We start from the raw sequence: 25,220 nt of genomic DNA, 5'->3' as shown, positions 1-25,220 counted from the left end.
AGGGGATGATGGTGCGTACACATGGAGTGACCGAGGTGATGCGCGCCGTTGCCACCGCAACGGGACGCTGCTCGCGGGCGCCCGCCGCAGGCCGGAGGATCTGCGCACCCGAGGCCACCGCGCCTGTTACCGGACATCTTGCCGCCGCGCCCGGGACAGCGGGCGCGCGTGCTCGCTATCCTCCGGGACATGAGCCGTGAGCATGGCACGCGCGGCGCCCTTGACCAGGCGCGATGGTGTTTCCGGTGACCGGTGACATGGGCCCCGCGCCGTCGGGGCCCGGTGGTGCGCAGGCGTGGAGATCCTTCGGGGTCCGGCTGCGCCAGTGGCGCCGGCACGCCGGGCTGACACAGGTTCAGGTGGGCGTCCGGGTCGGCTACGACCACACCGCCATCAGCAAACTCGAACACGGCAGCCGCCGGACACCGCCGCCGCTGGCCCGCAAACTGGACGACCTGCTGATGGCGGGCGGTGACCTGCTGGCCGCCTGCGAGGCGGCCGAGGCGCTGGAGGCCGCGCGGTCCTCCGGCGGGGCGTCCGGCGGGCCGCCCGGCGCCCCGGCGCGCCGGGGTCCGCTGCCCGGAGAGCCCGCGGGCGGGGCGCTCCTCGCGATGCTGCCGCCGGGCACCGCGCTGCCCGCCCGCCTTCCGGCGTACGGACTCGCCTGCCCGGTGCACGGCCGGGACGGCTGCGCGGTACCCGCGCTGGCCGATGCCGTCGAACTGCACGCCGTCTTCTGCGCCCTGGGCCCGGAGTCCTCGTCCCACCCCGCGCTGGACGACGAGACCATCCACGCGCTGACCGCCCTGCTGGCCGTCTGCCTGCGTGCCGACGAGGAACGCGGCTGGCCGGGAGCGACTGCCGTCGTCGAGCGCACCCTGCACGCCATGCTCCGGTGGATGGCGCTGCCCGCCGCCCCCTACCAGCGCCAACTCGCCCCGCTGGCAGCCGAGTACGCACAGTCGGCCGGCTGCCTGCGGCTGCTGTGGGGCCGCAACGGCACCGCGATGGCCTGGCTCGACCGCTCGCTGCTCTGGTCGGCGATGGCCGGTCATGTGGGGACCGAGGTCGCCGCCCTGAGCGATATGAGCACCCTGGCCCGGCTGGAGGGTGACGGCCCGTCGGCCCTGGCGTACGGCGGGGCCATCCGGCAGGCCGCGGCGGGCCGGGCCTGGGCGGGGGCGATGAGCGATCTGTACCAGGCGCGCGGGCACGCGGTCCGGGGGGACGTCGCGCAGACCCTGGGGCACCTCGACCGGGCCTGGTCCCAGCTGGACCGGGTCGGGGAGCGGGACGAGACGGAGGCGCCCTGGCTCTCGGTGGCCTCGGTGCGGCTGCGGGTGGAGTCGGGCGCCGCCGGAGCGCTGCGGGATCTCGCGGTGGCCACCGGGGACCGCCGGTTCGCGCTGCGCGCGATCGGGGCGGCCGGCACCGCGCTCGGACTGCTGCCGGCCGGGATGCTCTCGGCCCGGATGCTGTTCCTGGCCCGGATGGCGGACGCCCATGCCTGCGCGGGCGACCTGTCGGCGGCGCAGGCCGTGGCCGGCCCGGTGCTCGACACCACGGAGGTGACCCCGTCGACCCTCCTCGGCCAGGAACTGCGCGGGCTGCACGGCAGACTGGCGGCCCGTGGCGCCGGCCGGCCCGAGACGGAGGACTTCGTCCGCAGACTGGCCGCGGTGATCCGCTGAACCCAGCGGGGCGTCAAGCCCGGAGTCGTCGGCCGAACACCGGGGCGTCAAGGCTGCGGTGATCCGCCGAAACGCCGGGGGCGGGGCGTGTCGCCACGCCCCGCCCCCGCCCCCGTCACTCTGATCCCGGATCAGCTCACGTCGAGCGCGACATCGTCCACGACGAAGCTGGTCTGGAGGTAGGCGTCCTCCTTACTGGTGAACCCCAGCGTGACCGTCTGCCCCGCGGCGGAGCCGACGTCGAAGCTCTGCTGGACGTACCCACTGCCCGCGTCGAGGTTCGAGTACGTGGCCAGCGTCCGGCTCCCCAGCTTGACGGTGAACGTGTCGTAGGCCGTCGCGTCGCCCGCCGACTCGGCGGTGTCGGTGCGCACGAAGAACGACAGCCTGTACGTCGAGCAGCCCGCCGGAACGGTCAGTGACTGCGAGGCGCTGTCACTGTGGGTGCTGCCCCAGCCGCCGAACCAGGCCTGGTAGGAACCGGTGTGCGCCGGCTTCTCCGACGTCCGGTTGTTGATGACCCCGTCCGTCTGGGTCCACGGCGCCGTGCCGTTCTCGAAGCCGCCGTTGGCGACGACCTGACGGGCCTGGCAGTTGCCGCCGCCACCGACGACCAGCGAGTAGGTGGTGGTGTGGGTGGCGGTGCCCGTCGCGGTCACCGTGAGGGTGTAGGTGCCGGCGGTGGCCTGGGCCCCCGCGGAGACGGTCATCGTCGAGGACGATCCCGACTGCACGGTCGCCGGGGCGAAGGAGACGGTGACCCCGCTCGGTGCGCCGGAGGCCGTCAGGCGGACGCTCTGTCCGGAGCCACTGGTGGTGGCCGTGGACACGGTCGCGGTCGCAGAGGCGCCCGGCTGGACGTTGCCGGACACCGGGTTCACCGAGACGGAGAAGTCGTCGGCCGGTGCGGTGGTGCCGACCGCCGTCTTCCACACCGTGTAGGCGACACCGTCGGCGCTGCGGTCGAGCGCGGTCGCGTTGATGTTGGCGGTCGTGTCGCACGACTGGTGGTAGCAGGGATCGTACGAACGCCCGGCCGTTCCGCCCCACTTGGCGGCCTGGGCCGAGGTCTTGGTGTCACTCGCGCCGGTCGCGTACCCCGAGGTGGCGATACCGCCCTGCTGGAAGGAGTAGTCGTCGGAGCGTCCCTGGCCCTCGACGTTCTCCTCCGGAGCCAGGCCGAGCGAGGTCCAGTACTCCTTCATCGGGGCAGAGGCCGCCGAGTTGAGGTTGTTGATGAAGTAGCCGCCGTTGGTGGAGGCGATCATGTCGAAGTTGTAGTAAGCGCTGATGGCGGCGCGCTGGGCGGATGTCAGCTGCCCGACGTAATACTGCGAGCCCTGCAGACCCTGTTCCTCGCCGTTCCACCAGGCGAAGCGGACGTGCTTGGTCATCGTCGGGTTCTGCTGGGCCAGCGTGAGGGCGTTCTCCAGCAGGGTGGCCGAACCGGAGCCGTTGTCGTTGATGCCGGGGCCGGCACTGACGCTGTCCAGGTGGGCGCCGAACATCACGGTCCGGTCCGCCGGACCGCCCGGCCAGTCCGCGATGAGGTTCTTGCCCGCGTAGGTGCAGCTGCCGCAGGTCTGCTCGCTGACCGTGTATCCGGCCGCCTGGAGCTTGCCCTTCACATAGGCCAGCGAAGCGGTGTAACCGGCGCTGCCGGCCCGGCGGTTGCCGCCGTTCTGCGAGGCGATGGTGCTGAGCTGCGACAGGTGCGACTGCACATTGGCGACGCTGATGTCGGGGGGTGTGCCACCAGGCGTGCCCCCGCCGTCATTGACGGTCAGCGTGTACTGCGCGGTGTGGCTCTGGGTGCCGGCGCCCTTCACGGTGAGCGTGTAGGTCCCCGGGGCCGCGGCCGACGTCGTCGAGACGGTCATGGCCGAGGTCGCGCCCGACTGCACGGCGGACGGGCTGAACGAGACGGAGACCCCGCTCGGCTGGCCGGTCGCGGACAGGTTCACCGTCTGCGCGCTGCCGGAGCTGACGGTCGTCCTGACTGTTGCCGTCACGGAGCTGCCGGGCTTCACCGAGCCGGTGGCCGGGTCCAGTGACATCGAGAAGTCGTTGTTGCCGCTCGGGGTGCAGGCCGGGTCACCGCTCTGGGCGGGCACGCTGACGGCGTCCCAGGCGGCCTTCGTCCGGTTGAACAGCACGCAGGTGGGGTCGAGGGTCTTGGCCGAGGTGAGCGTGGCCGTGCGGTAGCGCTTGTACGTCATGCCGCTGGTCTTGAGCAGCATGCCGCCGTAGAAGACCTTGCCGGCGCTCTGGATGCCCACGCCGGTGACCGAGGAGCTGTTGCACGTCGGGCTGGACGGCTTGCCGCCGCCGGGGCTGGAACCCTCGGCCAGCAGGTAGAACCAGTGGTTGAGCGGACCGGCCGCCGCGTGCTCCTCCGTGCTGGGTATGGAGGAGCTGTAGCAGTTCGGGTCACCGATCTGCCCCGGGTTGTACATGATCCGGATCGGCCCGTTGCCCACGAGGTTGATCTTCTCGCCGACGGTGTAGTCCGGGTCGTCGTACGGGGCCGGTTCGTTGGTGTACGCCTCGGTGAGCGCCCCCATGATGTCGCCGGTCGCCTCGCCGAGGCCGGACTCGTTGTTGGCGCCGCCGGGCGTGTACTGGTCGATGCCGTGGCCGAACTCGTGGCCCACGACGTCCATCGCGCCGATCCACTGGTTGGCGTTGTTGTGGCCGATGGAGACGGTCGAGCCGTCCCAGTAGGCGTTCACGTCGTTCAGCCCGACCTTGACGGGCCAGCTGCGGCCGTTGCCGTCGTGGCCGTTGCGCCCCAGCCAGTCGCGCAGCATGTCCCACTCGTGCTGGGCCGCCCACATGACGTCGACGCAGCCGGTCTCCTTGCTGGCGGCGTTGCCGGTGCCCCAGGAGTCGGAGGACTTGGTGAAGACGCCGCCCGTGCTGTAGTCGGCGCAGCTGAGCCCGGGTCTGCCGGGGTCACGGAGCGAGTAACTGCCGCCGGAGGAGGTGGTGTTGATGGACAGCGGGGAGGGCCCGTTCCACTGGCTGTTGCCGGTGCCGGCCTTGACGTCGTCGTAGCTGTCGAGCACCGCGCCGGTGCCCGCGTCGACGAAGACGTGCAGATGGCTGGGCGCCTTCGCGGTCCGGCCGGTCAGCACCGTCTCCCAGGCCAGTCGGGATTTCCTGCCGGTGGCCCGTACGACCAGCCGGTGGCTGTCCACCCGCTCCACGGACTTCAGCTTCTTGCGCGCGGCGGTCTCGGCCCTCGCGGCGGAGACGGTCGCGGTGGTCGGTACGTTGATCCGCCGGGAGACCGCCGACTGGGCGCCGCGGACCCGCCCCTTGGAGTCGGCCACCACGACGGCGTCCCCGCCGACCACCGGGAGTCCGCGGTAGGTGCGCTGGTAGGCGATCGAGTAGAGCCCGTTGACCCAGGGGGTCACGTTCTGTCGCTCGTAGCGTTCCTCCGGCCCCTTCGCCAGGGCGTCGAGGCCACTGGCGGCCGCCCGGTCGGCGGCCGACACGGCGGCCGCGAGAGGGGTGGGAGCGGGCGGGGTCGGTTCCGCGGAAGCTGACTGGCCATTCGTGGCGACCAGCATCGCGGCGAGGACGGCCAGGGTTGTCCCGGCCGTCATCGGTCTGCGTTTCATCGAGGCTCCTCGGTTCGTGGGGACCTCGGTCACGGACGGCGGCGTGGGGAGACGCCCCTCCCGTGCGGCTGCCGTCGGCCGTCCGCCCGGGTGGTGTCCGTGATCGAGCGACCGAACACTCACATGTGCCCATCGGCTGGTCAACGAACTCGGGGCGCGGTGAAGGGAGTTGGCAAGTCTGGTCAAGTCGGCCAGGTGGGATCGCACAGCGTTCGCACAGGTCGGTGGTGAGGGTGGCGTGTTCGCCGGGTGGCTCGCGGGGGAGATCGACGGCGTGGCGGAATCCGGGCGCCGGAGGAGCGCGAGGGGGAGTGGACAGGTGCGCGGGGCGGGGTTTAGTATGCACCCGCACTCAATGATCTTTCCGCGAAATTATCCACCGTAACTGTATCACCTCTCGGTCAATTACGCAAGCTCTCCTGACGTACCGTCACTTGGCCGGCTCCGGCCCGCCGTCAAAGAGGAAGACGACAGACATGACTTCGGGAACCATCACCGCAGCGGACGCCGGCACCTGGCAACTGGGCGATCTGACCGTCAACCGGATGGGTTTCGGCTCGATGCGCCTGACCCAGAACGGCGCCGCGCTCACCACCGCCCGCACCCCGCACGACCGGGACCGGGCCATCGCCGTGCTCCGCCGCGCCGTTGACCTCGGTGTGAACCACATCGACACGGCGGCCTTCTACTTCTCGCCGATGAGCTCGGCCAACGAGCTGATCAACCGGGCGCTCGGGCCCTACCCGGACGACCTGGTCATCACCACCAAGGTCGGCCCCGGCCGGGGCCCGTCCGGCGACTGGCTGGACTGGGCCCGGCCGCAGGACCTGCGCGGCCAGGTCGAGGAGAACCTCCGCCAGCTCGGCCGCGACCACCTCGACGTGGTCAACCTCCGGATGAACGGGCCCGCCTCCATCGCGGACCGCTTCGGCGCGCTCGCCGAACTGCGGGAGGAGGGGCTGATCCGCCACCTGGGACTCTCCAACGTCGGGGCGGACCAGATCGCCGAGGCCCTGCCCATCGCACCGGTCGTCTGCGTGCAGAACCCTTACGGCATAGCCACCCGCCGCGCGGACGCCGACGACGTGCTGCGGATCTGCGAGGAGCGGGGCATCGCGTTCGTGCCGTTCTACGCCATCGCGGGCGAGGGCCGGGAGTCCGGTGCTGCCGCCGCCGCGGAGAGCGAGGCGGTGTCGGCCGTCGCCAGGGCCCACGACGCCTCGCCCGCCCAGGTCCGGCTGGCCTGGACCCTCCAGCGCGGACCGCACGTACTGGCCATCCCGGGCACCGGCAACCCGGACCACCTCACCGAGAACGTCGCGGCGGCGGCCCTGCGGCTCGGCGGGGACGAACTGCGGCTCCTCACGGAACTCGGTCAGCACTCCGGCTGAGCCCACAGCGTCGGCCGGTCCGGGTGACCCGGGACCGGCCGGAGACCCGGGACCGGCCCCGTAGCGACGTAGCATGATCCTCATGGAGCAGCGCGAACTGGGCAGGACCGGACGGGACGTATCGGTCGTCGGGCAGGGCACATGGCAGCTCGGCGGGGACTGGGGCGAGGTGCGGGAGAAGGATGCCTTCGGTGTGCTCGACGCGGCCGTCGAGTCGGGAGTCACCTTCTTCGACACCGCGGACGTGTACGGGGACGGCCGCAGCGAACAGCTCATCGGCCGCTATCTGAAGGAGCGTCCGGACGCGCGGGTCTTCGTCGCGACGAAGATGGGCCGGCGCGTCGAGCAGCTGCCGGAGAACTACGTCCTGGACAACTTCCGCGCCTGGAACGACCGCTCACGGTCCAACCTGGGCGTCGACACCCTGGACCTGGTGCAGTTGCACTGCCCGCCGACCGCCGTCTACTCCTCGGACGCGGTCTACGACGCCCTCGACACCCTGGTCGCAAAGGAGCGCATCGCCGCCTACGGGGTGAGTGTGGAGACGTGCGCCGAGGCGCTGACGGCCATTGCCCGCCCCGGGGTCGCGAGCGTCCAGATCATCCTCAACCCGTTCCGCCTCAAGCCGCTGGACGAGGTGCTGCCGGCCGCGCGCGCCGCAGGTGTCGGCATCATCGCGCGCGTGCCGCTCGCCTCGGGGCTGCTCTCCGGCAAGTACACCGAGGACACCGTCTTCGGTCCGGACGACCACCGCACGTACAACCGGCACGGGGAGGCGTTCGACCAGGGCGAGACCTTCTCCGGAGTCGACTACGCGACCGGGATCGCCGCCGCGGCCGAGTTCGCCGGGCTCGCTCCCCAGGGGGCGACGCCGGCCCGGACCGCACTGCGCTGGATCATCCAGCAGCCGGGCGTCACCAGCGTGATCCCCGGCGCGCGTTCGGTGGAACAGGCCCGCGCCAACGCGTCGGCGGCTGCGCTGGAGCCGCTGGCGGACAGGACGCTCGACGCGGTACGTGACCTCTACGGCCGCAGGATCCGCGCGGCGGTGCACAGCCGCTGGTAGCGGGGCGGGCTACCGGCCCTCGTCATCGGGGGCCGGTGACTGCGCACCGCTCGTCGAGGTGACCTCGTCCGGCGTGGTGGCGGAACTGGAATCGGGGGAGAAGAGACTCATCCCCAGATACACGGCGGCGAGAAAGGCGACGGTGCCCGCGATGGCACTGGCCACCCTCGGGCGCCGTCTTATCGCCTCACGGGTGCTGCGCCGAGGGGCGTTCCTCGACCGGCTCGCCGCCCGCCGCCCGTGGCCGCCGGCCGCCTGCGGCAGCCGGTAGGTCGTCGGAGCACCGGAGTCCTCACCGGGCGCGCCGGCGGGCCCGGCCTTCGCCGTGGAACGGTGCGGCGCGGGGGAGGACGGAGCGGACACCGGCGGGTAGGGCGCGGCCGGTGGAGCGGGCCGGTACATCGGCAGCGGCTCCGCCTGCCCCCGCCAGGCCTCGCCGCTGAACCAGTCGGCCACCTGCTGGGCCGTCGGCCGGTCCTCCGGCTGCTTCGCGAGCAGTCCCAGCAGGTACGAGTCGAAGGCGGCGGACATCTCGACCCCGCGCTGCCGCAGCGGCACGGGAGGCGTGTCCACGTGCTGGTAGAGGGTGGCGGTCGGGGTATCGGAACGGAACGGCGGCTGACCGAGAAGCAGTTGGTAGATCACGCAGCCGAGGGAGTACATGTCGGAGGCGGCGTCGGCCGTGCGGCCCAGCGCCCGCTCCGGCGCGAGGTAGAGGCTCGTGCCGACGATGTGGCCGGTGGTGGTGAGCGCGGCGGACGGATCGTCGACGAACTGGGCGATGCCGAAGTCGCCGATCTTGACGGAGCCCTCCGCGTCCAGCATCAGGTTTCCGGGCTTGATGTCCCGGTGGACGATGCCCTGCCGGTGGGCCGCGGCCAGTCCGGCGGCGGCCTGGCCCGCGATGCGGGCGACCTGTTCCGGGTCCAGCCGTTCCTGGGCCAGCAGCAGATCGGCGAGGCTCCTGCCCTCGACCAGCTCCATCACGAGGAAGAGCCGGTCCTCCCAGGACCCGAAGTCGAACACCGCCACCAGATGCGGATGGCTCAGCCGGGCAGCGGTCTGGGCCTCCAGCCGGAAACGCGCGGTGGCCGACTCGTCGGCGTGCTCCCCGAGCAGCAGCTTCACGGCGACGGACCTGCCGAGGACCTCGTCCGTGGCCCGCCAGACCTCACCCATCCCGCCACGACCGATGGCGGATATCAATCGGTACCGACCAGCAACCAGCACCTGCGCACACCTATCCAGAGTTTGGGCCGAGGACCGCTTCGACTGCCGCGGCTGCGACCTCATCTGTATCCGACGGGGTGGGGGGTACGCAGCATGATCAGGATATCCGGCGGACGGCTGCCGGACGACCGCCGGGCGGCATCGGCACGGATCGGGCGGACAACCACGCGCAGGCGGCCTGCGCGCTGAACTCGCCCTGGCCGCTGGGACATCCTCCGGCACCGTGCGGGGCGCAGGCTTTCCGAGTCCGTGGCGGCGGCGCTCTCATTCGCTGATCATCCCGGGTCTCCCGCGGCCGCCCGGCCCACCGATTCCACCAGGGGCAGCAGCCGGTGCGGCACCCGCTCCCGCAGGGCCACCTCGGTGCGGGTCCTGACCACGCCCGGCAGCTGGATCAGCTGCTGGATGACATCCTCCAGATGTCCGTTGTCCCGGGCCACCACCCGGGTCAGCAGGTCGCCACCGCCCGTGGTGGAGAAGGCCTCGACGATCTCCGGCACGGCGGCGAGCGCCTCGCCCACATCGTCGAGGTGTCCCTGCGTCACCTCCAGGTGGACGAAGGCGAGTACCGGGTGGCCGAGCGCGGCGGGCGAGAGGACCGGTCCGCTGCCGGTGATCACCCCGTCGCGTTCCAGCCGGTCGATGCGGGCCTGGAGGGTGCCCCGGGCGATGGAGAGGATCCGGGCGTACTCCCGCACGCTGGTGTGCGGCTGCTCGATGAGCAGCCGCAGGATGCGGGTGTCGAGCGCGTCCACCGCCATGGTCCGCCGGCCTCTCGCTGGTACGTCTGCTGGGGCGGCGACTGTACCAATGGCGCACCGGCCGACCGGTGCGGTGGGCCGCCGCCCCGTGCGTCCGGCCAGCGGCCGGACGGCTCGGAGCGGCGGCCGGGGCGGTGTCAGAACTGCACGTCGGAGCAGGCGTAGAAGGCGTTCCCGGTGTCCGAGATCGTCCAGACGCCGAGGATCAGGTGCTTGCCGGACTTCTGCGGCAGGACGCCCGAGTGGGTCACGGTCGAGCCGGGCAGCTTGCCGCCGAAGGGGACGGTGAGGAACGGCTGCGGTTCCAGGTCGGCCCGGGTGAGCGGCTGGGACGGGTCGTAGCCGTCCTTGGTGATGTAGTACCGGAAGTCGGTCGTGGCGTGCCGGGCCTCGATCCGCCAGTTGAACGTGTAGCTCTGCCCAGCGGTGACCTTGGTGGCGGGCCAGGCGCCGCCCCGCGGGTCGTCGAGCTCGGAGAACCGGCCGATGCCGCCCGAGCAGATGTGGCCGTCGGCCGGTCCACGGGTGGGGAAGCCCTTGGGACCCTCGACGCTCGGGGGCTCCCACTGGATCTGCCCGCAGTGCTTGACGGTGCCGATGCCGCAGAGCTGCTGACGGCTGATGGGGGAGTCGGTGTAGCCGTGGCTCTGGGCGCTGCCGGAGGTGGCGAAGAGTGCCGCACCGGCCAGGCCGAGCCCGGCCAGTAAGGAGGTGATCTTTCTGCGCATACGTAGCTCCTGGAGATGTGGGGTGATGTCCGGAGAGTTCTGCGGTCTAGACCAAGGGTGAGCGTAGTCATGTCAACCCACCCTGTCCATACCGTCCGTGAGGCCTCTGCCGGGCCCCGCCCGCGGGCGTACACGGCGCTCCCGGAGCGCGCCCCGCCGGGCGGGTTGCGGACCGGTGCCCCGGCCCGCAACCCGCCCGGCCGCCGGCTGTCAGGGGCGGAACGACACCATCTGGGCCGCGTCCGCGTGCTGCGGTGCGGTCGAGACCGAGCCGTGGCCGTCGATGCTCAGGGCCAGCCCGCTGTGCCGGTTGACCAGGCGGTACTCGCCCGTGGCCCGTGAAGCGCCGCCCGCGGCGGGGGACTTCACGGCCTTCTGGAGATACCACTGGGAGGTGGCCGGCACCTTGTCGTCCTTCGCGCCGAGCGAGACCCGCGCGCCCCAGGCCCGCCCGCTCGCACCGTCCGCGACGCGCAGCGGCCGACCCTCAGGACCGGTGACGGCGTAGAAGCCGTCGCCGGTGCTCGTGACCTTCCACTTCTGCGCCGTGCCGCCGGACAGCGCGAGCGACCTGCCGTTCGCGGCCCTGATCTCCCTGGCCCTGCCGCCGGCCGGGGAGACGGGCAGTGCGGTCTTCGAGGTGGGCTCGATGGTGATGTCGGCGTACTCACCCGTGTACGTGTCGCAGTAGAAGGAGCAGTACGAGCGGAACGTCCTGCCCACCACGCTGGACGTGGTCCTGCTCCCCGAGTCGAGGAACCACCGGTACCACGAGGCGTTCTGGTTCTCCGCGACGCTGCCGATGTCCTCCCACTTCTGGGTCGCCAGGTCGTCCGTCGCGTAGAAGTGCAGCGGGGAGTCGGTCTCCGTCGCCTGGGCGATGTTGTTCTGCGGGGTGCCGATGTACTTGCCCAGGTAGGCGCTCCAGGTGATGTTCATGACGGTCAGCTGGGAGTTGTCCGGCATGGTGCCCTGCGCGACCTGGTCCGCCGCCTTGCCGGCGGTGGACGGCTTGTACTCGTCGGCGGGCGCGGTGTAGCCGGTGCCGTTGCCGTCCGCCGGGATGATGTTGGATTCCTCGCCGCCGGTGCCCGGCGACTGCCAGGCGCCGTCATGCCACTTCTTCCACGAGGAGGGCGCCATCTTCCGGGCGATGGGAGCGCGCGCCACGTGCTGGTGCCAGACGCTGCCGCCGCCGGACTTGTTCAGCACCCGGTCGGCGTAGAAGACGTAGAAGTAGCCCGAGGCGTTGTCCACGAACAGGCGCGGGTCGCCGTCGCCGTAGTCGTAGGTGTCCTTCGGGAACTGGCCGGCGTCATCGCGCTTCGTGCTGTACGGCGAGGTGATGACGTGGTCCTCGATCGACCAGGTCCTGCCCTGGTCCCGGGAGACGGCGTAGTCGATCCCGTCGTAGTGCATGCCGTCGCCGAACGGCTGCGGTGTGAACTCGTTGTGCACCAGTCCGTACCAGTCGCCACTGTCCGGGTCGACCCACACGCCCGCCAGATCGCAGTAGTTGGGATGGGCGTAGCCCGACGTGTCCGGGGCCGGCGTGGCTTCCTTGCCGGTGGGGCTGTTGTTGCAGCGCCACGTCGTGTCGTCGTTGCGGTCCTGCTCGTTGGCAGGGTTCACCGCACCGGATATCGGGTCGAGCCGCGCGGAGTCGAAGTCGTCGCCGCTGAAGAAGTTCCACTCGCGCGGATCGTCCGCGCTGTACAGCGCGTGCGCCTGCTGGTAGTAGAACCGGCCGTCCTTCGCCGTGAACACTCCGGCCGGGGTGTCGTCGGGGTTGGCGTACTCGACGGGGGCGTCGGCCGAGAGGCTGTACTTCGGTCCTGGCGCCGACGCGGCGGTCCAGTTCTGCACCGCCTGCTTCGGGTCGCACGGAGCGAGGCCGGTCCGCGCGTTGTTCGCGACCTCTCCCAGTACGGCAACGCACTTGCCGGACTTGGCGCTGTAGATCGTGCCGTCGGGCAGGTACTTGAACTTCTGCTGGTTCACCGGTGCGCAGTCGTAGAGCTGGACGCGCGCGCCGTTGGCATCCGAACCACCGGTCACATCAAGGCATTTGCCGAGCACCTTGACCGTGCCGTCGTCCGCCCAGCTGAACTTCTGGGCGGTGCCGCCGTTGCAGTCGAACAGCTGGATGGCGGTGCCGTTGGCCGAGCTGCCGTCGGTGACGTCCAGACACTTCCCGCCGATGGTCACCGTCCCGGATGCCGCGGCGGCGTTCGCGGCGGGCAGACCCACCACTCCGGTCGCCACCGCCATGGTGAGCGCGGACGCGGCCGCGAGGCCGGCCCGTCGTCCTGTTCTCTGCTTCACTGTTTCTCCTTCGGAGATATGCGGAATCGGAGACATGCAGACATCCGGACATGCTGAATCGCAGGTCGTGCGGGGAGCTGTCCGGAGCGCTGGGGCGAGTGTGCTCAGGTCCTGATGGGGGCCACGAGTCCGTCGATGAACTCGGCCCAGTCGGCGCGTGTCGCCGGTTTGCCCGGGACGCCGGGCCGGCTCTGCCACGGCAGCGGGCCGTCCTCCCGGCGGTACTCGACACCGATGGCGTCGAGCCGGACCAGGTGGGCACGCAGCCGTACGAGGAAGTCGTCGAAATCGCGCGCGCCGTCGCTCCAGAGAGCCTCCGCGATGGCGCACAGGCGTGGGAAGGCGTAGTAGTCGACCGTCCGGGGCGAATCCATGTGCTCGGTCCAGATGTTGGCCTGTCCGCCGAGGATCCGGACCGTCTCCTGCTCGGTGAGCCCGTCGGGCACCGGGTCGAAGCCGTACGCGTCCGCGAGCGTCAGCGGCACCGCGAACGGGATCGGTTCGCTCTCCAGCTCCGACTGCCGGTAGTCCAGGTACGCCAGGTCGTCGGGGCAGGAGATCACGTCGTACCCCCGGCGCGCCGCCGTGCGGGCCCCGGTCATGCCGCGCCACGAGGCGACCGCGACACCTTCCGGCACAGCGCCCTCCAGAATCTCGTCCCACCCGAAGACCCGGCGCCCGCGCGCCGCGACGTGCGCGCCGATCCGGCCCAGGAACCACGCCTGGAGCTCCTTCGAGCCGGCCAGCCCCCGCTCCGCCATCAGTTCCCGGCTGCGCGGATCGGCGTCCCACTGGTCCTTGGGGCACTCGTCGCCGCCGATGCCGATGAAGGGCCCGGGGAAGAGGTCCATCACCTCGTCGAACACGTCGAGGAAGAATCCGAGCGTCGACTCCTCTGCGTTGAGGATGTTCGTGTTGATGCCCCACCGGGGGCTGGTCTCCAACCGCTTTCCCTGTACCCCGAGTTCGGGGTAGGCGGCGATGGCGGCCTGCGAGTGGCCCGGTACGTCGATCTCCGGCATGACGGTGATGTGCCGCCGGGCGGCGTACGCGACTATCTCGCGCAGGTCGTCCTGGGTGTAGTAACCACCGTGCGGACGGCCGTCGTTGGGGGCGTCCTCGGCCGCGCCGAGCTGGGACTCGCGGCGCCAGGAGCCGACCTCGGTCAGCCGGGGGTACCGCAGGATCTCCACCCGCCAGCCCTGGTCGTCGGTCAGGTGCAGATGGAGCGTGTTGATGCGGTGCATCGCCAGCAGGTCGAGGAAGCGGAGCACGTCGTGCTTGGGCATGAAGTGCCTGGCCACGTCCAGCATCGTGCCGCGCCAGCGGAACCGGGGCGAGTCCTCGACGGTCCCGTACGGCACCGCCCAGCTCATCCCGGCCGTCTCGGCGGCGCGGTAGATCTGCGGCGGCAGGAGCTGACGCAGTGTCTGGCAGCCGTAGAAAACGCCCGCGGGGTCACCTCCCGTGATGGTGACGCCGTTTGGACCGCAGACCAGCCGATAGCCCTCTGCGGGGAGGCGCGGATCCAGGGTCAGCGCCAGCGCGGAGCCGGCCGGGACGGGTTCGGCGCCGGCGGTCACCGGCAGCGGCAGTCCGGTCGCCGGACGCAGTACCGACTGCAACCAGTGGGCCGTAGGAGCTAGTTCGCCGGGCGCGGTGATCCAGGTGGACGTGTCCAGCGGGAACGCGCCGTCGCCGGACGCGGCCGAGCGGGGGCGGGGAAGGAGAAGCATGATGAGGGTCATCCCTTCACGGCTCCGGCGGACATGCCGGACACCAGCTTGCGTTGGATGATCAGGAAGAAGACGACCACCGGCAGCGAGAAGAGCACCGAGCCGGCCATCTGGCCGCCGAAGTCGGTACCGGTGACAGGAGTGGTGAACGAGGCCAGCCAGACGGGCAGCGTGTAGTGGTCCTGGTCCTTCATGAAGGTGTAGGCGACCAGGTAGTCGTTCCACGCCGTGATGAAAGCGAAGATGCTGGACGCGATCAGGCCCGGCGCGACCAGGGGGAAGAGGATCCGGGTCAGGGTCTGCCAGGTGGTCGCGCCGTCGAGCCGCGCGGCCTCCTCGATCTCCGCCGGGACCGTGATGAAGAACCCGCGCATCACCCAGATCGAGAAGGGCAGCACGGTGGCCACGTAAGCGAAGACCAGCCCGATGTACGTGCCGAGCAGCCCGATCTCGTTGAAGATCAGGAAGGTCGGGATGAGCAGTGCCGTGATCGGCAGCATCTGCACGACCAGGATCGACACCATGATGGTGCGCCGGCCCCGGAAGCGGAACCGGGACAGTGCCGCCGCGGCGAACGCCCCCAGGACCACCGCGAGCAGCACGGCGCCGCCCACCACGATCAGGCTGTTGCGCAGGTCGGTCAGGAAGCCGGTCTGGTTGATCGCCGCGTCGAAGTTGCGCAGCGTGGGGGAGGACGGCCAGAAGTGCGGCGTCGGCGTCATCGCCTCGGAGCGTGCCTTGAAGGCGGTGTTGACCATCCAGTAGACAGGGAAGATCCACACGAGGCAGAAGACGATGGCGAGCGTGTTGTTCAGCCATCCGCCGCGTGGGCTCCCCGCCCGGTACGGACGGTTCTTCACCCGGTTTCCCGTACGACTGCTCACAGGTCCTCCCCCGAGCGAAGCAGACTGCGGATGTACACGGCGGTGATCCCCAGCAGGATCGCGGTGGTGATGACCGACAGGGCCGCGCCCTGGCCGATCCGGAAGGACACGAACGCCGTCTTGTACGCGAAGATCCCGAGCGTGCTCGTCGCGTTGTCGGGACCGCCTGCGGAGACCAGCCAGATCTGGTTGAAGACGTTGAAGTCCCAGATCACCGACATGATCGTGACGAGCAGCAGGGTCGGCCGCAGGAAGGGCAGCGTGACCGACCACCACACCCGCCACTCGCCCGCCCCGTCCAGCCGCGCGGCCTCCGGCAGCTCCACGGGCAGCTGCGTGAGCGCCGCGTACAGGGTCAGCGCGATGAACGGCACCGCCTGCCAGACCACCAGCGACCAGATCGAGAGATACGCGAGAGAGGCGTTCTGTCCCCAGTCGGTGTTGGTCATGTCGCCGAACACGTGCACCTGGGTCAGCAGCCAGTTGACGACTCCGTAGCCCGGCTGGAACAGCCACTTCCACACCAGGGAGGAAGCGACGTTCGGCATGGCCCAAGCGAAGATCAGCACGACCGTCACCGTCATGCGCATCGCGGTGCGCAGCCGGGTGAGCAGCTGGGCCACGCCCATGCCCATCGTGATGCTGCCCGCGACCATCGCCACGGTGAACAGCACGCTGCGCACCAGCGACTTCCAGAACTCCGGATCGTCGAACATGTCGGCGTACTGTTGAGTGCCGACCATGCTGAACTCGCCGGTGAAAAGCGTGCGTTGGTTGTAGTCCGTGAACGAGGTGAAGACCAGGAACAGGACGGGCGCCACGCTGAAGGCGGCCATCACCAGCCCGGCCGGTGACAGCAGCCACACCACCGCCCACTGCCGTCGGCGTCTCACCGGCCGCTTCCCCGGCTCCGCCGTACGAACGGAGTCGAGCGGTCTGCCGGCGGGCGGCGCTGTCGCGGGTTCCGGATCCTCGGTGAGCAGGTCATGGGCGCCGGACGTGCGGGGGCGGCCCGCTTCGTCAGCCGGCCGCATTGAGTGCCTTGTCCACCGCGGCGTCGAAGCTGCGGGCCGCGTCCGCCGGGGACTTCTTGCCGGAAGCGACGCCGGAGAACAGCTGGTTGACGGACTTGTCGGCCTCCAGCGACGCCCACTTCGGGCTCGCCGGAGTGGCCCGGGAGTTCAACGCGGCCTCGAAGAAGCCCTTCTTGAGCGGGGCGGCCTTGGCCAAGGCCTTCTCGTTCGCTTCGGCGCTGTTCGGATTCCAGCCGTCGTGCCCGCCGATCCAGGTGTCCTGGATGCCGGGGCTCGCGGCGGTCTTCATCCACTGGAGCGCCAGGTCCTGCTGCTTGCTCTTGGCCGCCACGCCCCATACGGCGCCGCCCAGCATCACCGGCTGGGCCTTGCCCGAGGTGCCGGGCAGCGGGAACGACCCGAGATCCGCGTCGGTGAGCTCGGGGTTGGCCTTCTCGATCTGGGCGATCTGTCCGCTGGTCGCGGTGATGGCGCCCGCCTTGCCGTCGGCGAACACCTGGAGCTGGTCCGGGTTCTGCGGATCGGCGGTACGGGAGGCGGGGGCCGAGTACGCGTTCTGGAACTTCCCGAACGCGGCGAGACCGGCCTGAGCCTTGGCGGAACCGATGCCGGCCGACCACTTGCCGCCCTTCTCCGTGGCTATCTCGCCACCCGCGTCCCAGATGAACTGCAGCCCGGTGGCCCAGTGCTGGCCGGGCAGGTAGAACGGTGAGAAGTCGGACGCCTTGTTGGCCGCCCGGACCTTCCCGAGCGCCGCGGTGAGCTCGGCGTAGGTCTTCGGTGCCTTCTTGACGCCGGCCTTCGACCACATCGTCTTGTTGTAGATCACCGCGCGGGCGGCGGCGAAGCCCGGCACGGCGTACAGCCTGCCGTCGACCGTCGAGGGCTCCTCCAGGCCGGGAAGCCATTTCTGACCCTGCCTGAGGTCCTTGGCGTACGGGGTCAGATCCATCAGGCCACCGCTGGAGGCGTAGCTCGCGACCTGGGTGTTGCCGAGGTCCAGGACGTCCGGTGGGCTGTCGGTGGCCAGCGCCGTCGTGAGCTTGGTGGCGATGCCGTCCCAGCTCTGGGTCTCGATCGTGACCCCGGCGCCGGTCTTCGCGGAGAACTCCTGCTTCATCGCCTTGAGCGACTCGGGGGAGTAGTCGTCCTGCATGATCCACACGGTGAGGGTCTTGCCCTTCCCCTTCGCGTCGGAGACCTTCTGCTCACCGCCGCCCGCGCCGCCCGTCCCGGAGCCGTTGCAGGCCGTCAGGGTGAGAGCGGAAGCCAGGCCGAGGGCGCCGACCGCGGCGAACCTTGAGTGTTTCATCGCAACTCCTGTGAGTAAGAGGAAGTTTCAAGCGAGGCGAAGGGTGCGGACAGGGGTGTGAGTCCGGGTCAGAGCACCCCGAGCTCACCGGCGAGTACCAGGCACGCGCCGCCGAGCAGGATCAGGTCGTTGTCCCCGGCGAGGGAACGGATGTCGAGAGCGGCGTTGACCGGGCCGAGCGTGCGGGCCCGCACGACCTCCAGCGCGGCGTCGAGGAACTCCCCGTCGACCAGCTCGGGAGGGCCGGTCAACACGATCTCGTTCAGGTTCAGGACACTGATGATCGGCGCGAGTACGGTGCCCAGCGCCCGGCCCGCCTCCGCCCGCAGGACCGGCCACCGCTCCTCGGGCGCCAGCTCCAGTCGCCGCCTCAAGTGCCCCGCGTCGATGGACAGATCGAGGCAGCCGCGCCGCCCGCACATGCACAGCTCGCCGCGCTCGTCGACTGTGACGTGACCGATCTCGCCCGCCGCGAACTGCTCCCCCTCGACCCGCTCGCCGCCGACGATCAGCCCCGCGCCGACGCCGTGCTCGATCGAGATCACCATGAGGTTCTGGGTCCGGGCATCCCGGAAGTGCAGCACCCCGAGCGCCGCCAGGTTCACGTCGTTGCCGACGTACGCCGGGATGCCGAAGCGTTCGGCCAGTTCAGCCGCCAGCGGAAGATCCGTCCAGCCGAGATGGGCGGCGAGCCGGATGACCCCGGTGTCGTCGATGATGCCCGGCGAGCCGACGCCGATCCCGAGCACCCGCCGGGGCGCCGCCTCGATGAGATCGGCGGTGAGCCGGAGCACCAGCTCGTGGGCGGCCGTGCCCAGGGCATCGCCGAGCGGTACGTCCCGGCGCTCGACGGCCTCGCCCCGCAGGTTGAGTACCGCGCCACTGAACCGGTTGCTGTGCGACAGGTCCAGGACCACGAGGTTCACCGCGTCGTCCTCGATGCGCACGAGGCTCGCGGGTTTGCCGAGCCGGGCGCCGCCCTGGCGGGGGCCGATGTCGGCGACGAGCCCGTCCTCCTCCAGGTCCGCGACGAGCGCGGAGATCGTCGGCGCGGTCAGCCCGGACGCCCGCGCGATCTCCGAACGGCTCATGGGTCCCTCGTGGTACAGCGTCGCCAGCACCAGCGACCGGTTGTGCACCCGGCTGTCCAGGGTGCTCGCCTTCTGCCGCTCCGGAGGCCGGCGCGGCAGCGCGGGAACCTGAAGCAGGCTGCGCTGCGGACGGAGGGGCCCGGTGGGGGGAACGGCGGATTCGCCCATGGAGTGAAGCTGCTTCCTAAAGTGGCTTTACTTAAGATGCTTTAGATAGTCAGTCGCATTCCTGCCACCGTCAAGGGGGTGGACGGGTGTTTTTCGGCCACGCCGTCGCTGTGCCCGTGAGGGAGCCCGAACCCGGCGGCCCCTCCGGCGTATCCGCGCTCGTGGTGCCGGGAGTTGGTGGACGCGGGTAGGGGCCGGCCGGGAAGCGGCCTGACCGGTCGGACCGTCAGGCGGCCCTGGCTGCCCCGGCCGCACGGGCGACGGGATGCAGCGCGGCGTACTCCAGGGGTGCGGACGGGTCGATGGAGACGTCCAGGGGTGCGGGTTCGGCTCCCGCCCGGACCAGCAGGTCTCCGACCGCGGCGATCATCGCCCCGTTGTCGGTGCACAGCTTCAGCGGCGGGACCCGCAGCGTGATGCCGGCGGCGAGGCAGCGTTCCTCGGCCAGTGCCCGGACGCGGGAGTTGGCCGCCACTCCGCCCACCACGACCAGGGTGTCCACGCCGTGCTCACGGCAGGCGGCGACCGCCTTGCGCGTCAGTACGTCGGCCACGGCCTCCTGGAGCGAGGCGGCCCCGTCCGCCAGGGGCAGTTCCTCGCCGCGCAGCCGGTGCTGCTCGGCCCAGCGTGCGGCGGAGGTTTTCAGCCCCGAGAACGAGAAGTCGTGACGTGAGTCCCGCGGGCCGGAGAGCGGGCGCGGGAACGCGACGGCGCGCGGATCGCCGTCCCGGGCGGCCCGGTCGATGGCAGGGCCGCCCGGATAGCGCAGCCCGAACACCCGGGCCACCTTGTCGAAGCACTCGCCGGCCGCGTCGTCGACGGTGTCGCCCAGGTGCGTGATCGGGTCCCGGGCCAGATCCCGTACGAGCAGCAGGGAGGTGTGGCCACCGGAGACGATCAGCACCATGCAGGGGTCGGGCAGCGGCCCGTGCTCCAGGGTGTCGGCAGCCACGTGCCCGGCCAGGTGGTGCACCCCGTACAGCGGCACCCCGAGCGAGAACGCCAGGGTCTTCGCCCCGGCGAGCCCCACCTGGAGCGCACCCGACAGTCCGGGGCCGGTGGTGACCGCCACGGCACCGATGTCCGCCATCCGCAGCCCCGCCCGGTCCAGCGCCTCCCGCACGACAGGCGTGAACGCGTGCAGGTGTGCCCGCGCCGCGATCTCCGGCACCACTCCGCCGAACCGCGCGTGCTCGTCCATGCTCGACGCCACCGCGTGCCCGAGCAGGCGCCCGTTCCGCACGAGACCCGCGCCGGTCTCGTCGCACGAGGACTCGATGCCGAGCACCACCCGGGACTCCATGGCGTACCTTTCCGCACAGATTACTAATTGCAAGTCATGTGCAATAAGGATACGTCGAAGCCCACCCGGGTCGGTCGGGCGCCCCGGCGCAGGGCGACGGTGTCACCGGCGTGGACCACCTTCGCGCCCTCACCGACTTCGTCTGCATCACGCCGGGCGGCCCGGCGGTACTCGCCACGTTCCGCCGGGCCGCCCGGCGCGCCCGTTTCCAGGCGCCGGTCCGCTTCACGCCCGCCGGACCGGCCGACCCAAACGCCCGCCCGTAACCTCCGGCCGCTGCCCCGAGTCCTTCGCGATCAGGAGACGGGCAGCTCGCCGCGGACGGTGCGGGCCGCGGCGACCAGGTTCTCCAGCGACGCCTTGGTCTCGGGCCAGCCGCGGGTCTTCAGACCGCAGTCGGGGTTGACCCATAGGCGCTCTGCGGGGATGGCCTTCAGCCCCTCGCGGAGCAGGGCCGCGGCCTCGTCCGCGTCGGGCACGCGCGGTGAGTGGATGTCGTACACGCCGGGACCGGCCTCGCGCGGGTAGCCGTGTGCGGCGAGTTCGCGGGCTACCTGCATGTGCGAGCGGGCGGCCTCCAGGCTGATGACGTCGGCGTCCAGGTCGTCGATGGCCTGGACGATGTCACCGAACTCCGCGTAGCACATGTGGGTGTGGACCTGGGTGTCCGGCCGTACCCCGCTGGTGGTGAGGCGGAACGACTCCGTCGCCCAGTCCAGGTACCCGGCGTGGTCCGCCGCGCGCAGCGGGAGCGTCTCGCGCAGGGCGGGCTCGTCGACCTGGATGACCGAAGTACCCCCCGCCTCCAGGTCGTCGACCTCGTCGCGCAGCGCGAGCGCGACCTGGCGTGCGGTGTCGCCGAGCGGCTGGTCGTCGCGGACGAAGGACCAGGCCAGCATGGTCACCGGTCCGGTCAGCATGCCCTTGACCGGGCGCCCGGTGAGCGACTGGGCGTACGAGGTCCAGCGCACCGTCATCGGCTCGGGGCGGGAGATGTCGCCCGCGAGGATCGGCGGGCGGACGTAACGCGTGCCGTACGACTGGACCCAGCCGTGCTGGGTGGCGAGGTAGCCCGTGAGCTGCTCGGCGAAGTACTGCACCATGTCGTTGCGTTCGGGCTCGCCGTGCACCAGGACGTCGATGCCGGTCTTCTCCTGGAAGGCGATGACCTCCCCGATCTCGGCCCTGATCCGCTCCTCGTAGCCGGCCGTGTCGATCCGTCCCGCGCGGAGATCGGCGCGGGCGGTGCGCAGCTCGTTCGTCTGCGGGAACGAGCCGATGGTGGTGGTCGGCAGCAGCGGCAGCCCGAGGTGGGCCCGCTGGGCGGCGGCGCGTGCGGTGTACGGCTGGGAGCGGCGGCCGTCGGCGTCAGTGATGGCCGCCGTCCTGGCCCGGACGGCGGGGTCGCGGGTGATCGGGGAGTTGGCGCGGGACGCGAGGTCGGCGCGGTTGGCGGCGATCTCGGCGGTGATCGCGCCGGTGCCCCGGGCCAGTCCCTTCGCGAGCGTGACGATCTCGGCGGTCTTCTGCTCGGCGAAGGCGAGCCAGCGAAGGATCTGCGGGTCGATGTCCCGCTCCGGCGCGGTGTCGAGCGGGACGTGCAGAAGGGAGCAGGACGCGGCCACGTCGACCCGGTCGGCGAGGCCGAGGAGGGTGGCGAGGGTCGAGAGGGACCTCTCGTAGTCGTTGATCCAGATGTTGCGGCCGTTGACGACACCCGCGACGAGGCGCTTGCCGGGAAGCCCGCCGACGGCGGCGAGGTCTTCGAGGTTGGCGGCGGCGGCATCGGTGAAGTCCAGTGCCAGACCCTCGACCGGGGCCTTCGCCAGGACGGGGAGTGCCTCGCCGAGCCGCCCGAAGTAGGAGGCGACGAGGAGCCTGGGCCGGTCGGTGAGGCCGCCGAGGTCGCGGTAGGCGCGGGCGGCGGCGTTCAGCTCGGCCGGGGTGCGGTCCTGGACCAGGGCGGGTTCGTCGATCTGCACCCACTCCGCGCCGGCGGCGCGCAGATCGGCGAGCACCTCCGCGTACACCGGCAGCAGCCGGTCCAGCAGGGTGAGCGGCTCGAAGCCGGCCGCCACCCCGGGGGCGGGCTTGGCCAGCAGAAGGTAGGTGACCGGGCCGACGAGCACCGGCCGGGCGCTGTGCCCGAGCGCGACGGCCTCCCTGAGCTCGGTGACCTGCTTGGTGGAGTCGGCGCTGAAGACGGTGTCCGGACCGAGTTCGGGGACGAGGTAGTGGTAGTTGGTGTCGAACCACTTGGTCATCTCCAGCGGCGCCACGTCCTGGGTGCCGCGAGCCATCGCGAAGTACCCGTCGAGCGCGTCGGCGGCGACGGCCGCACGGTGCCGCTGCGGGACCGCGCCGACCATGACGCTGGTGTCCAGGACGTGGTCGTAGTACGAGAAGTCACCGGTCGGGACCTCATGGACGCCGGCGTCCGCCAACTGCTTCCAGCTGGACCGGCGCAGTTCTGCCGCCGTCTCCCGCAGGGCGCCGGCGGTGACGCGGCCCTTCCAGTACCCCTCGACGGCCTTCTTCAGTTCCCGGTTCGGGCCCTGGCGGGGGTAGCCGTAGACGGTGGCTCGTGCTGCCGCGGCTGCGGGCTTGGGTGTCACGGAAATCTCCTTCGCGAGATGACTCCTGAACATCCCGGAGACGGGACACGGACGCGAAGGGATGACGAACCGGACGGATATCGCACACGCCTCGGCGCGGATTCTCCGTCTGGATACGTACGCCGACCCGCCCACGAGGTCACCGGGATATCCGCGTCCGAGGGTTCGGGTGCGGGCAACGGGCAGGTCTTCGGACTCGTGGGCTCGTCTGCCGGGGGCAGACTCCTACTGGCCGTCGCTTCCCGGATCCGAACGGATCCAGTGCGTATGACGGCGGTCGTTCCCACTTACCGCTGCGGGGCAGTCCCGGATTCACACCGGGTTCCCTCTTGCGACGCGTCTGTCTGGCGGACAGGGCGAACCAGCTGCACCGGCCAGCCTAGAGGGTGGACCGCCCCTGCGGCACCGCTGTTCACCATCCGGGATGTGGAAGGGGGCGAAGACCTTGCTGCGAGGTGGCGTGTTTCGCCTCCGGGGCCTGCCGGTCCTCAGGCTGGTCCGTTGGCTCTGCTGTGGTCGCACGGAATGCGAGATAGCTGGGCCATTGGCCCATAGGGATGGGTCCAAGTTGAACCATTAGCCCCCCAGGTGTTGAGATGTGGCTGTCAATGGCGCTGCGGGTCCCTCGGGGATCTCTGTGGCGCCTTTCTCATGTCTGCGCTGGTGCCATGCGCGAAAGGGGCGAGGCGACTTGCTGAAGAGGGCGTTCGTCGCACACGATCCCGGACGGATCCGGCTGCGGTTCGCGTCCCGGGCCGTGCTCGGCATCGGGCTCGCCGTCGCGCTGTGCGGGGCGGTCGGACACTCTCTGGTGGCGGCCATCACGGGAGGCCTGGCCGCGCTGCTCGCCCTGTTCACGGTGACCGACCCGACCGTGCGCGGGCAGGCGACGACGACCGCGCTGCTCCCCGTCGTCGGCCTCCCGGTGCTCACGCTCGCCGCCGTGCTGCACGATGTGCCCGTCGCCCGCGACCTGGCGTTCCTCGCCGTCGTGGGGGCGGGGGTGTACGCGCGGCGGTGGGGGCCGCGCGGGCACTCGCTGGGCGTATTCGCCTTCATGGCCTACTTCTCCGCCCAGTTCCTGCACACCGTGCCCGGCCGGCTGCCCGAGTTGTACGCGGCCGTGCTGCTGTCGCTCGTCGCGTCATCGCTGGTGCGGTTCGGGGTGTGGTGCTACGAGCGCCGGATCGCGGCCCCCGTGGCGGCCGGCCTTCCCACGGGAGCGGCGGGGCTGCGGCGGATCACGACGCGGCAGGCCGTACAGGCGACCCTGGGCGCGGGATTCGCCCTCGCGGTGGGGCAACTGCTCTCGGACCAGCGCTGGTACTGGGCGGTCGGCGCCACCTGGTGGGTGTTCGTGGCCACGACCTCGCGCGGCGAGACCGTCGTGCGCGGATTCAGGCGGTTCCTGGGGACCGTGCTCGGTATCGGGCTGGGCTTCGCCGTGGCGGTACCGCTGCACCACGAGCCGGTGGTGGCGGCCGCCGTCGTGGCGGTGGGCGTGTTCGGGATCTTCTACACCGCCGCCGTCTCCTACACCTGGATGATGCTGGCCGTCACCGTGATGGCGAGCATGCTGTACGGGCTGCTCGGCGTGCTCGACGCGGGACTGCTGGTGCTCCGGGTCACCGAGACGGGGGCCGGTGCGCTCGGCGCCGTACTCGCGGTGCTGTTCGTGCTGCCGGTGACCACGCACTCGGTGACCGAGGCCTGGGTGGAGCGGGCGCTGCGGTGCGTGCACACCTGCACGGCTCAGGCCGCTGCCCGGCTCGCGGGAAGCGAGGACGCCGACCCGCCCCGGCACGTCGCCGAACTGGAGGCCATCCTCGGCCGGGTACGGCTGTCGCTGGCGCCGCTGGTGCATCCGCTCAACCCGATGAGGGCCCGCAAGGCACGGGCCCGGCAGGTGCTCGCGCTGCTCGACGACTGCGCGCGCGAGGTGCGCGGACTGGCCTCCGTCGCCGCCGACCCGGAAGCCTCGCACGACGCCCGGCTCGCCGCCGCCTGCTGGCGCGTCGAGAGCGCGGTGGAAGCGCTGACGGCCCCCGAGCGGCCGGCCCGCACTCCGCTGGCCGCAGGACATCCGGCGCACGCCGCGGAGACGGAACCCGCCCTCGCCCATCTGCACGGCCTGGAGCGCGCGCTGGCCGAACTGGCCGCGCCGCTGCACAGCCCGCCTAGGGCCCCGCTGGCCGCGGCCTGATACCGCACCCTTTGGTCCAGACCACCCACCGCACTGCTACCGTCGCCGCGGAA

The 25,220-nt window shown here is 71.1% G+C and carries 17 protein-coding genes and 1 riboswitch; of the genes, 5 read left to right on the top strand and 12 right to left on the bottom strand.

Annotated elements, in window-relative coordinates; genetic code table 11:
- Positions 1-245 precede the first annotated feature (245 nt).
- A complete protein-coding gene (locus OG892_RS03160; RefSeq protein ID WP_073736298.1) occupies positions 246-1,691 on the top strand; it encodes a helix-turn-helix transcriptional regulator in 1,446 nt (481 codons plus the stop codon).
- A gap of 131 nt (positions 1,692-1,822) precedes the next feature.
- On the opposite strand, the gene OG892_RS03155 is transcribed toward OG892_RS03160, so the two are convergent.
- A complete protein-coding gene (locus tag OG892_RS03155; protein WP_371631565.1) occupies positions 1,823-5,305 on the bottom strand; it encodes a M28 family peptidase in 3,483 nt (1,160 codons plus the stop codon).
- 491 nt (positions 5,306-5,796) lie between these two features.
- On the opposite strand from OG892_RS03155, the gene OG892_RS03150 reads away from it, so the two are divergent.
- The gene (locus OG892_RS03150; protein WP_371628398.1) at positions 5,797-6,711 is read left to right on the top strand and encodes an aldo/keto reductase; all 915 of its coding nucleotides are present in this window, start codon (positions 5,797-5,799) and stop codon (positions 6,709-6,711) included.
- 73 nt (positions 6,712-6,784) lie between these two features.
- Positions 6,785-7,777: an aldo/keto reductase gene (locus OG892_RS03145; RefSeq protein ID WP_371628397.1), complete on the top strand. Its 993-nt coding sequence runs from the start codon at positions 6,785-6,787 to the stop codon at positions 7,775-7,777.
- A gap of 9 nt (positions 7,778-7,786) precedes the next feature.
- On the opposite strand, the gene OG892_RS03140 is transcribed toward OG892_RS03145, so the two are convergent.
- From OG892_RS03140 to tsaD, 10 genes are all read right to left on the bottom strand, one after another.
- Entirely contained in the window at positions 7,787-8,956 is a 1,170-nt protein-coding gene (locus tag OG892_RS03140) for a serine/threonine-protein kinase (RefSeq protein WP_242436699.1), read from the bottom strand.
- 326 nt (positions 8,957-9,282) lie between these two features.
- Entirely contained in the window at positions 9,283-9,768 is a 486-nt protein-coding gene (locus tag OG892_RS03135) for an Lrp/AsnC family transcriptional regulator (RefSeq protein ID WP_024489992.1), read from the bottom strand.
- Positions 9,769-9,905: 137 nt separating this feature from the next.
- Complete coding sequence (locus OG892_RS03130; protein WP_328867986.1) at positions 9,906-10,496, bottom strand: lytic polysaccharide monooxygenase auxiliary activity family 9 protein; 591 nt, start codon at positions 10,494-10,496, stop codon at positions 9,906-9,908.
- Positions 10,497-10,706: 210 nt separating this feature from the next.
- Positions 10,707-12,821 (bottom strand): ricin-type beta-trefoil lectin domain protein, encoded by a 2,115-nt coding sequence (locus tag OG892_RS03125; RefSeq protein WP_371628396.1) that lies wholly within the window; start codon positions 12,819-12,821, stop codon positions 10,707-10,709.
- Between the two features lie 104 nt (positions 12,822-12,925).
- Positions 12,926-14,557, bottom strand: coding sequence for a beta-N-acetylhexosaminidase (locus OG892_RS03120; protein WP_371628395.1), 1,632 nt, complete (start codon positions 14,555-14,557; stop codon positions 12,926-12,928).
- An 8-nt stretch (positions 14,558-14,565) separates the two neighbouring features.
- Positions 14,566-15,441 carry a carbohydrate ABC transporter permease gene (locus OG892_RS03115; protein WP_371628394.1) on the bottom strand — a complete coding sequence of 292 codons (876 nt, stop codon included), beginning with the start codon at positions 15,439-15,441 and terminating at the stop codon, positions 14,566-14,568.
- On the bottom strand, positions 15,438-16,334 hold the full coding sequence (locus OG892_RS03110) for a carbohydrate ABC transporter permease (protein ID WP_199884420.1): 897 nt from the start codon (positions 16,332-16,334) through the stop codon (positions 15,438-15,440). Before OG892_RS03110 ends, OG892_RS03115 begins: the two co-directional genes overlap by 4 nt.
- A 127-nt stretch (positions 16,335-16,461) precedes the next feature.
- Positions 16,462-17,787 (bottom strand): extracellular solute-binding protein, encoded by a 1,326-nt coding sequence (locus OG892_RS03105; protein ID WP_328867990.1) that lies wholly within the window; start codon positions 17,785-17,787, stop codon positions 16,462-16,464.
- 68 nt (positions 17,788-17,855) lie between these two features.
- Positions 17,856-19,046, bottom strand: coding sequence for an ROK family protein (locus tag OG892_RS03100; protein WP_371628393.1), 1,191 nt, complete (start codon positions 19,044-19,046; stop codon positions 17,856-17,858).
- 226 nt (positions 19,047-19,272) lie between these two features.
- Positions 19,273-20,349: a tRNA (adenosine(37)-N6)-threonylcarbamoyltransferase complex transferase subunit TsaD gene (tsaD, locus tag OG892_RS03095; RefSeq protein WP_371628392.1), complete on the bottom strand. Its 1,077-nt coding sequence runs from the start codon at positions 20,347-20,349 to the stop codon at positions 19,273-19,275.
- 110 nt (positions 20,350-20,459) lie between these two features.
- Here tsaD and OG892_RS03090 point away from each other — a divergent pair, with 110 nt between their 5' ends.
- Positions 20,460-20,615: a hypothetical protein gene (locus OG892_RS03090; protein ID WP_371628391.1), complete on the top strand. Its 156-nt coding sequence runs from the start codon at positions 20,460-20,462 to the stop codon at positions 20,613-20,615.
- A 30-nt stretch (positions 20,616-20,645) separates the two neighbouring features.
- Here OG892_RS03090 and metE read toward each other — a convergent pair whose 3' ends face one another.
- The gene (gene metE / locus OG892_RS03085; RefSeq protein WP_371628390.1) at positions 20,646-22,964 is read right to left on the bottom strand and encodes a 5-methyltetrahydropteroyltriglutamate--homocysteine S-methyltransferase; all 2,319 of its coding nucleotides are present in this window, start codon (positions 22,962-22,964) and stop codon (positions 20,646-20,648) included.
- 163 nt (positions 22,965-23,127) lie between these two features.
- Positions 23,128-23,345, bottom strand: a riboswitch (cobalamin riboswitch).
- 310 nt (positions 23,346-23,655) lie between these two features.
- Between metE and OG892_RS03080 the strand changes: the two genes are divergently transcribed.
- A complete protein-coding gene (locus tag OG892_RS03080) occupies positions 23,656-25,167 on the top strand; it encodes an FUSC family protein (RefSeq protein WP_073736065.1) in 1,512 nt (503 codons plus the stop codon).
- The last annotated feature ends 53 nt before the right edge of the window (positions 25,168-25,220 follow it).

The sequence above is a fragment of the Streptomyces sp. NBC_00341 genome (assembly GCF_041435055.1).
Classification (GTDB): Bacteria; Actinomycetota; Actinomycetes; order Streptomycetales; family Streptomycetaceae; genus Streptomyces.
This window is presented reverse-complemented; position numbering and strand designations above follow the sequence as displayed.